Consider the following 7,725-nt stretch of genomic DNA (forward strand, 5'->3'; position numbering starts at 1 on the left):
CGGACGGATACTGCTGATGTGGCAGGCGCTAAGGGCCTTCGGTGTTCCGATCATCGTCGAAGCTGGGCAGCGCACCGCCTACATCGACGCGTTACAGCTTGACGACCGGGACGCGCTAACGGCCCTGTTGGCGCAGCAGTTGCTGCTGGAACAAGGCCGCGCCGAGCAATTCACCTGATTCCGTGGTCCCGTTTCAAAGTTGGTGTGAGAGGCAGCCCGCAGCGGCAAGCGAAATGAACACTAGATTCGTGACCAAAGTGACATTGAAGTGCTGACTAGAGTGACATTGAGCGGTTGTCTGAAGCTACATCAAGAGCCGAATTGTGGCAGCACCTACCTCGACTCTTTGGGCATGAACTCGTGATTGCCGCAATGGCCCACCCCGGCAGCTATGGGTGCCTGAACGCCTCGCGCAAGGCGTCGGGTGGCACCGAGTGCTACCGGCCCATGTACCATGGGCGCGTGGGACATGCTGACGAAATCACCCAGCGCGACTTGCGGTTGCGCTCAAAGGACATCATGGACGCTGTCGAAGGCGGTACATCGTTCACGGTGACCAGGGACGGGCGGCCAATGGGCCAGCTGGTTCCGCTGCGCCGCCGATTTGTCACCAAGGCGCAGTTTGTTGCTTCATCCGCCGCGGCCGGCGTCATTGACCCCGACCAACTGCACACGGATATCGCCGCCGGCCTGAACTTTGACCTGGATGACCCCTATGCCCTTTGAGCCCACACAAGGCCTCTTGGACACCAATATCCTTGCGCTCCGTCCCTGGATCCCACCCAATTGCCTGCCCGACGAAATGGCCATTAGTGCGGTTACCGTGGCCGAACTCGCTGCTGGCGTGCATTTGGTCGACGGTGACGACAGCGCGGCCAGCCGGGAACGTGCCCGCCGGGTCGCCGTCCTCCAGCACACGGAAAACGAGTTCGACGCCTTGGCCTTTGACACTGACGCGGCCCGTGTATTTGGCCAGATGGCAGCTGCTCTCAAGGCGGCCGGCCGAACACCGCGGCGCCGAGCACTCGACCTGATGATTGCGGCAACTGCCGCTGTGAATCGGCTACCTGTCTACACCACCAATCCGGCAGACTTTGTCGGTCTCGACCGGCTGGTTCTGATTGTGCCCGTTCCGCGCCCAACCAGTGCCCCTTAACACCTGTCCTGTGGCCATTCTAGGAATGGATTGGTTGACGTCGGCAGCTGTTCGGCCGACGCAAGGGCGGCCGGGCGAGCAGGTCGAACGGCCTCACGGCAAGACCTGAAACAATGATCCGCATGGGAAGAAAAATCGCCTGGGTACGAGCTGGAGGACTGGCGGTCGCAGCGTCACTTGTTTGCACGCTGCTGGCGACCGGATGCCAAGGGTCACAGAAGGAGCCGGAGCCGGAAGACCAAGCCGCCACCGTTGCGGCTACCCCCACCCCGGAGCCGGCTACTACGACACCTGAGCCGGCTACCCCCACTCCGGAGCCGGCGCCCACTGACACGATGGGCTCAATCCCTGAGGAGTTCGTTGGCCAATGGGCCGGAAGTGCCGGCGACATCAGCCTGTCCTTCACTATTGAGGCAGGGGGCACTGGACAATACTCGTTTGAGCAGGGTGGCTATTCGGAGAGCTACAGCTTCATGCTTGAGGCACAGACCGAGACTTTTTCGGTTCAAATCCCGCAAAACAACACGCTTGGCATCACACAAATCCAAGGCACCTACGAGTACTCAAATGGGACGCTGACGCTCCACGTCCAAACTACTTTCAAGAACGGTCGAGTTTTCGAATACACCGTGCCCTGCAAACGGACCGACCTGTAGGCAGAGTTGCCAGGCCAGCGACTAGACCAACCCGGTGGCCAAGGAGTGGGTCGCATCAGGGCGTCATCGGGCGAGGAATCGCCAAGGCGCTGGGCGATCTCCTCGACTGTGGCCGGACGCGCTCCCGCCGGGTCGACGGTTTCGAGCAGGTACTCCGCCGGTTGGCGTGGGTTTCGCCAAAATTGGCGCAGATTTGGCGGAGATTTGGAGTTGGCCTGCCAGCGGTGGGGAAGGGCGGACCGGACGTCGTCCGGCCGGGTCTTGGCGGTGTTTAGCGCCCATCACCTGGAGGTACGCCTCTGAACTCCGATTCAACCGACGAGCATGCTTGGACGAATGGGCGGCGGAGAACTGCACGGCCACCTTGCACAACCTCTACACGCTACGCGGAGCACAGGTGCGCGATGGCACCGCTTGGGCCAGGTACATCATGGAGTCCTTGACTTTGTACGGGGCGCAGGCCGAGGTGGTCTTCCAGTCTCACAACTGGCCACATTGGGGCAAGGAGTTCATCGAGGAGTACCTAGTCAACACCGCCGCCATGTACAAATTCATTACCGACCAGACGCTGATGTACCTGAACCAGGGCTACACCTCCAGCGAGATCTCCAACATGATTGAACTGCCAGCCGATCTGGAAAAGGTCTGGTACACCCGCCAGTACTACGGCACTCTGCGGCACAACGCCAAGGCCGTCTACCAGCGCTACATCGGTTGGTACGACGCCAACCCGGCGCACCTGAACCCGCTATCTCCTTCCGACGCCGCCAAGAAGACTGTTGAGCACATGGGTGGCGCCGAGGCAGTGCTGAAGAAGGCCAAAGCAGACTTTGACAAGGGCGAGTACCAGTGGGTGGCGGAGGTCACCATGGTGCTGGTGTTCGACGATCCTGAGAACACTGAGGCCAGGTACCTCTGCGCTGACGCCCTAAAGCAGTTGGGCTACCAGGCAGAAGCCGGCACCTGGCGGGCGGCCTATGCCACCATCACCCTGCCCGGGCAGGCCATGGCGGTGGTGCTGACACCCGACTGGGCCAGCAGCGAGTACGTCCAGGTCGAAGGCGATGGGTCAGTGATCGACCAGTTGCAGGCTCACATGGTCGACTTCGACCCGCACTTCAACATCATCGAGCCGTGTCCACGGGCGCCCAATGGAGGTCGGCCCAGGTCGGCTCGTAGCCGGTAGTGTCCATCTAACTGCAGGAGTTGGTGCAGGTTGGTGCGGTGCCAACGCTTTCTGAATTTGTCGGAAGCCGGGCACCCCCACACCGCAAGCAAATCGCGCCGCGGTACTGGACGGCGGTTGGGCGGTGGGTAGGAAGTGCGACCTGGACTCCTGGGAAACGGGCCTGCATCGCGGCTACGAGGAGCGGATGGAGTCGGCCCGCCTGCTGGTGGACCTGCTCCGGGGTGCGTGACGGGCTGCTAGATCCGGTTGACAATGCCCTAACGCCCGCCAAATAGCCGGTGGGCGACAAACGGACACTTAGGAACAAGTCGGGATGGACGGCGGCGATGTGGCCAGCGATGAGATCAGTCTCGCCGTAGTCGTCAACATCTTCCGTGACGAGGAATTGCGCACCTACGGCACAAGCATCAGCCAGTAGTTGCCTGTCGGACACTTCGGTGGAGGTGAATCGGTTGGGATCGGTACCCGTCGGGCCGAGTGTTTGACCAAGCCGAAGCCGTAGAGCCTGAATGGGAATAGCCGAGGAGCGAAGATGCCGACTCGCCTCCCGCTCTGCAGTTATGCTCCAAGTTACGTGATAGCTACTGTGCAGTCCGCCAGCCCAGAGCAAGGTTCGTGTGAACGGTTTGGCAAGAACGTTGGAGTCAAGGAAGACAAGTTGGCTCATGCGTCGCCAAACAACTCCGCTTCCACGTCGTCTGCCACCAAGGACCACTGCTGATTGACCAGGGCGTTACGGAAACGTTCAACCTCCCCAATGGAAATGCGGTGGCGGTTTCCGCGACGGGTACTAACAATCTCGCCTGCCTTGATCTTGGTCATGATGTAGGCGCGCGAGACGGCAAGGGAATCGGCCACTTCTTGGGGTGTCATGAACGGCTCGGTGGCAGTCACCTGAACGTGTTCGCCAGCCGCAAGTCGGTCGTGGATGAACGCCAGTACCTCCTGATCGCTGGTGTCCGTGGTCAGCGTCAACGTGCTCATGGCATGAATTCTAGCAGTTGTGACAGATACTGCTGCGTCTGCTGATAGGCTCAATAATGGTCACGTCCACTCCGCCATCGGCTACATGTCGCCACTGCATTTGTCGATAGTTCTAACATCACCGGTTTGGTACTCCTCGGCGCTTCGCGCCTCGTCAACAACTTCGTCGGCCTCGGCCAATCGAGCAAGCTCGTTGGCGCTCGGCTCTCCTCGTTGTGGACCTAACTGGGCACTTCTCAAACTATCGTCAATCCATGGAACCCCTGGTCAAGCGGATATCTATGGCATCAAGAAGGTCTGGAAGTGGCCCAAAAGGGCCTCAGATCACCGGTTTTCGGGGGCCGAATCGACGAAAACTGAAAAATCCCCAAACTAAGTTGGCCCCAGAAGACACGGCCGAGGTGATGGCTGAGTATGCCGCCGGGGGAGTAGTGAGCAAGCTTGCGAACCGGTACGGCGTCGCCCGATGCGCCATCCACAAGAACGCTAGGCGGCGTGGCGTCGTGGCCAACCGCAAGCTTCTGCCCGACGACCACACCGCCGAAGCGATCCGCTTGTATGAAGCCGGCATGAACATCGCGGATCTGGCCATCCTCTACGGAGTCAGCCATGGCGCGATGCGCGAGCTGCTTGCCAGATCCGGGGTGGCGCTCCGCTCCAAGGGGAGGCCTGGCAAGGGAGTTACGACAGGCTCACGCTCGAACAGCACCTTGTCGCAGGGCCCCGAATGAGTTGGTCTCCGCGCGAAAAGTGCTGAACTACGGCTCACATGAGGTGCAGACACCGTTGGTGAGACTCGATCGATCAGTGATGACCAGGGCACATCGAAGGCAAGCCACGCCTCGGAAGGTTTCTTTGATGGGCCGTTTGGTTCGAGCTGATTCGGCAGGCCCAAACAAGTTCTGGTGCATGGTGAACAGGTCAGGCAGGCTGTCAGATACCTCCTGGATGTGAATCGTCAGCATCGTGTTTGGTGACTGGCGCCGGGCTGTGGCTAGCGCGCCGAGAATGCTGGTGTACGCCGCTTCAGTTAGCCGGCCTGCCAGAAACAGGCCGGGATGTACTGCAGACATGCCAAAACGGTCCAAGTCTGTTGGACCGAAGTGGCGGACGTTTTCGGTTATGACATAGCGCGCATTGGCGTTGACCGCCGCTGCAAGAACAGGTTGATCCTTCCAGTGGGTGTCTAAAAGACTCAGCTCTTCCGGGTTGGGGTGGTCAGGTGACACTTGCCACAGCCATTTTTCGCGTAACACAGAGACCGGGCGGGCTTTGGGCCGTTGTGCACGTTCCGCCTCCTTCTCGACAAGAGGGCTGAATACCAGGCCGAAGGCACACGAATCAAGCGCGCTGGCCAGGTAGAGGATGGTGCGCGGTGTTGCCTGGGCAAGAACGTTGGCATCAACGAAGGCAAGGGTCACGTCACAGGTCTTCCGCAAGGTCCGTGGCCATGGATTGGAAGTACCAGCTGCGGAATCTCTCTACCTCAGAGACCGGGATGCGATGGTACGTACCTCGCAGTTCATAGGCGATCTTGCCTCGTTCCACCCATTTCATCACTGATGTTCGCGAGAGCTGTAGCTGTTCCGCAAACTCGCTTGGGGACAGCGTTGGGGTCTCGATCCGCACCTCAACACGATCCCCAGCAGCAATGTGGTGGGCCAGTTCCTTTTCCCAGCCAATGGTGGCCGCAGTCAGTTGCAGTGTCTTCATCCACCTCTCCTTGGGTTGCAGGTTAGCCATGAACATACCACACATGAAACTCTGCGGTACTTGGCCTTGGCTGCTTGAGCGGACCATCTACGCCACAAAAACCTACTGGCGGCCAACGTGGCGTTCTTCGACCGAATCAACGTTCCCGAAGTAGACCACGTGGAAGGCGAACCTCATTGGGGCATGGAACTGATGCTGAGCCCCTCCATCCAGGCGACCGCTCTGCAAGCCCACCAAAGTGGGGACGCCAGCGACTATGAGGCTTTTGCTACATGTGTCGATAGTTCTAACATCACCGGTTTAGTACTCCTCGGCGCTTGGCGCCTCGTCAACAACTTCGTCGGCCTCGGCCAATCGAGCAAGCTCGTTGGCGCTCGGCTCAATCGTCAGTGCTCCTCGGCGCTTGGCGCCTCGTCAACAACTTCGTCGGCCTCGGCCAATCGAGCAAGCTCGTTGACGCTCGGCTCTCCTCGTTGTGCTCCTCGGCGCTTGGCGCCTCGTCAACAACTTCGTCGGCCTCGGCCAATCGAGCAAGCTCGTTGGCGCTCGGCTCTCCTCGTGGTACTCCTCGGCGCTTGGCGCCTCGTCAACAACTTCGTCGGCCTCGGCCAATCGAGCAAGCTCGTTGGCGCTCGGCTCGCCTCGTTGTGGGCCCGGCCGGACTCGAACCGACGACTCCCACGGTGTAAACGTGGTGCTCTAGCCAACTGAGCTACGGGCCCAAAGGCACAATCGTAGGGCACGGGGCCGCCGGGCCGCGCGGGGCGTCCATTACCCTTGGGGGCTGGCGGCGCGGCGGCGCCCGTCCACCAGAGCAGACCAACAGCGTTAGGACCAAACATGGCGCCCAAGGCGATCAGCGGCTTTCCAGAGTGGCTCCCCACCGGCTACCTGGTCGAACGCCATGTCGTCGAGACACTGCGCCAGGAATTCGAACTGCACTCCTACCAGGAGATCCAGACCCGCGCCGTTGAGCCCCTTGGTGAGCTTTTGCGCAAAGGTGAAACCTCGAAAGAGGTTTACGTCCTGGGCCGGCTCCAGGACATGATGGCCGCCAGCGCTGACACCGCCAACCAACCAGACCAGATCGACGAATCGGCCCTGGCCCTGCACTTCGACCTGACCGTGCCATTGGCCCGCTACGTCCTCCAGCACCAAAACGACCTGGCCTTCCCTTTCAAGCGCTACCAGATTCAGCCAGTTTGGCGCGGTGAGCGTCCCCAGACCGGTCGCTTTCGCCAGTTCACTCAAGCCGACATCGACGTCATTGGCCGCGACCACCTGCCGGCCCATTTCGAAACCGAGCTGCCGCTGGTCATCGCCCGGGCGCTGCGGCGCCTGGGACTAAGCATCCGCGTCCAGGTCAACAACCGACAAATCTGCCAAGGCTTCTACACCGGCATTGGCCTTGACCAGGTCGACGCCGTTCTGCGCGAGGTCGACAAGCTTGAAAAGACCGGCCCGGCCGCCGTCCAAGCCGCGTTAGTGGCCAATGGCGCCAGCCAGGCCCAGGCCGCCGCTTGCCTGGACCTAGCTGCAATTTCCGCCGATGCCGGCCCTGACCTCGAAGCGGCCGTCACCGACTTGGCCGGCCGGGTTGGGGTATCCGGCAAGGCGGCAGCAGTCTTGGAGGCTGGCTTGGCGGATTTGGTGACCTTGCTCGATCAAGCCAACACCGCCTTTCCCGGCACCTTCACCGCCGAGCTCAAAATCGCCCGCGGCCTGGACTATTACACTGGCGCAGTCTACGAAACGATCTGGCTGGGCCACGAAGACCTGGGCTCGATTTGCTCGGGCGGCCGGTATGACTCGTTGGCCAAGGACAACCGGGCCACCTACCCGGGGATAGGCCTATCGGTCGGGATCAGCCGCCTGGTCTCACGGCTGATCAGCCAGAATCTGATGCAGCCCACCCGCGCCGTGCCAGCCGCCTGCCTGGTGGCGGTGACAAACGAGACTGAGAGGCCGGCATCGGACAAGGCGGCTAACCAACTCCGTGCGCGCGGCATCGCCACCGACGTGGCACC

The 7,725-nt window shown here is 61.0% G+C and carries 9 protein-coding genes and 1 tRNA gene; 6 read left to right on the forward strand and 4 right to left on the reverse strand.

Annotated features, from left to right (window positions below; translation table 11 throughout):
- Window positions 1-462 precede the first annotated feature (462 nt).
- The 4 genes from FWD29_09335 (at window position 463) to FWD29_09350 (ending at window position 2,998) form a co-directional block, all read left to right on the forward strand.
- Window positions 463-726 carry a prevent-host-death protein gene (locus FWD29_09335; GenBank protein MCL2804133.1) on the forward strand — a complete coding sequence of 88 codons (264 nt, stop codon included), beginning with the start codon at window positions 463-465 and terminating at the stop codon, window positions 724-726.
- Between the two features lie 76 nt (window positions 727-802).
- Window positions 803-1,156 (forward strand): PIN domain-containing protein, encoded by a 354-nt coding sequence (locus FWD29_09340; GenBank protein ID MCL2804134.1) that lies wholly within the window; start codon window positions 803-805, stop codon window positions 1,154-1,156.
- Window positions 1,157-1,278: 122 nt separating this feature from the next.
- Window positions 1,279-1,812: a hypothetical protein gene (locus FWD29_09345; GenBank protein ID MCL2804135.1), complete on the forward strand. Its 534-nt coding sequence runs from the start codon at window positions 1,279-1,281 to the stop codon at window positions 1,810-1,812.
- 328 nt (window positions 1,813-2,140) lie between these two features.
- Complete coding sequence (locus FWD29_09350; GenBank protein ID MCL2804136.1) at window positions 2,141-2,998, forward strand: hypothetical protein; 858 nt, start codon at window positions 2,141-2,143, stop codon at window positions 2,996-2,998.
- Between the two features lie 666 nt (window positions 2,999-3,664).
- Here the strand turns inward: FWD29_09350 and FWD29_09355 are convergent.
- Complete coding sequence (locus FWD29_09355) at window positions 3,665-3,985, reverse strand: helix-turn-helix domain-containing protein (GenBank protein MCL2804137.1); 321 nt, start codon at window positions 3,983-3,985, stop codon at window positions 3,665-3,667.
- 503 nt (window positions 3,986-4,488) lie between these two features.
- Here FWD29_09355 and FWD29_09360 point away from each other — a divergent pair.
- The gene (locus FWD29_09360; GenBank protein ID MCL2804138.1) at window positions 4,489-4,716 is read left to right on the forward strand and encodes a hypothetical protein; all 228 of its coding nucleotides are present in this window, start codon (window positions 4,489-4,491) and stop codon (window positions 4,714-4,716) included.
- 27 nt (window positions 4,717-4,743) lie between these two features.
- Here the strand turns inward: FWD29_09360 and FWD29_09365 are convergent, their stop codons facing one another.
- The 3 genes from FWD29_09365 to FWD29_09375 all read right to left on the reverse strand — a co-directional run bounded on the left by FWD29_09365 (window position 4,744) and on the right by FWD29_09375 (window position 6,420).
- Complete coding sequence (locus FWD29_09365) at window positions 4,744-5,406, reverse strand: FAD-dependent oxidoreductase (GenBank protein ID MCL2804139.1); 663 nt, start codon at window positions 5,404-5,406, stop codon at window positions 4,744-4,746.
- A 1-nt stretch (window position 5,407) separates the two neighbouring features.
- Window positions 5,408-5,698, reverse strand: a complete 291-nt coding sequence (locus FWD29_09370; GenBank protein ID MCL2804140.1) for a helix-turn-helix domain-containing protein — start codon at window positions 5,696-5,698, stop codon at window positions 5,408-5,410.
- 648 nt (window positions 5,699-6,346) lie between these two features.
- Window positions 6,347-6,420 (reverse strand) — tRNA-Val (locus tag FWD29_09375).
- Between the two features lie 118 nt (window positions 6,421-6,538).
- Between FWD29_09375 and FWD29_09380 the strand changes: the two genes are divergently transcribed.
- A partial coding sequence (locus tag FWD29_09380; protein ID MCL2804141.1) for a histidine--tRNA ligase occupies window positions 6,539-7,725 on the forward strand: 1,187 nt, incomplete at its 3' end.

The organism is Micrococcales bacterium, assembly GCA_009784895.1.
Lineage (GTDB): Bacteria > Actinomycetota > Actinomycetes > Actinomycetales > WQXJ01 > WQXJ01.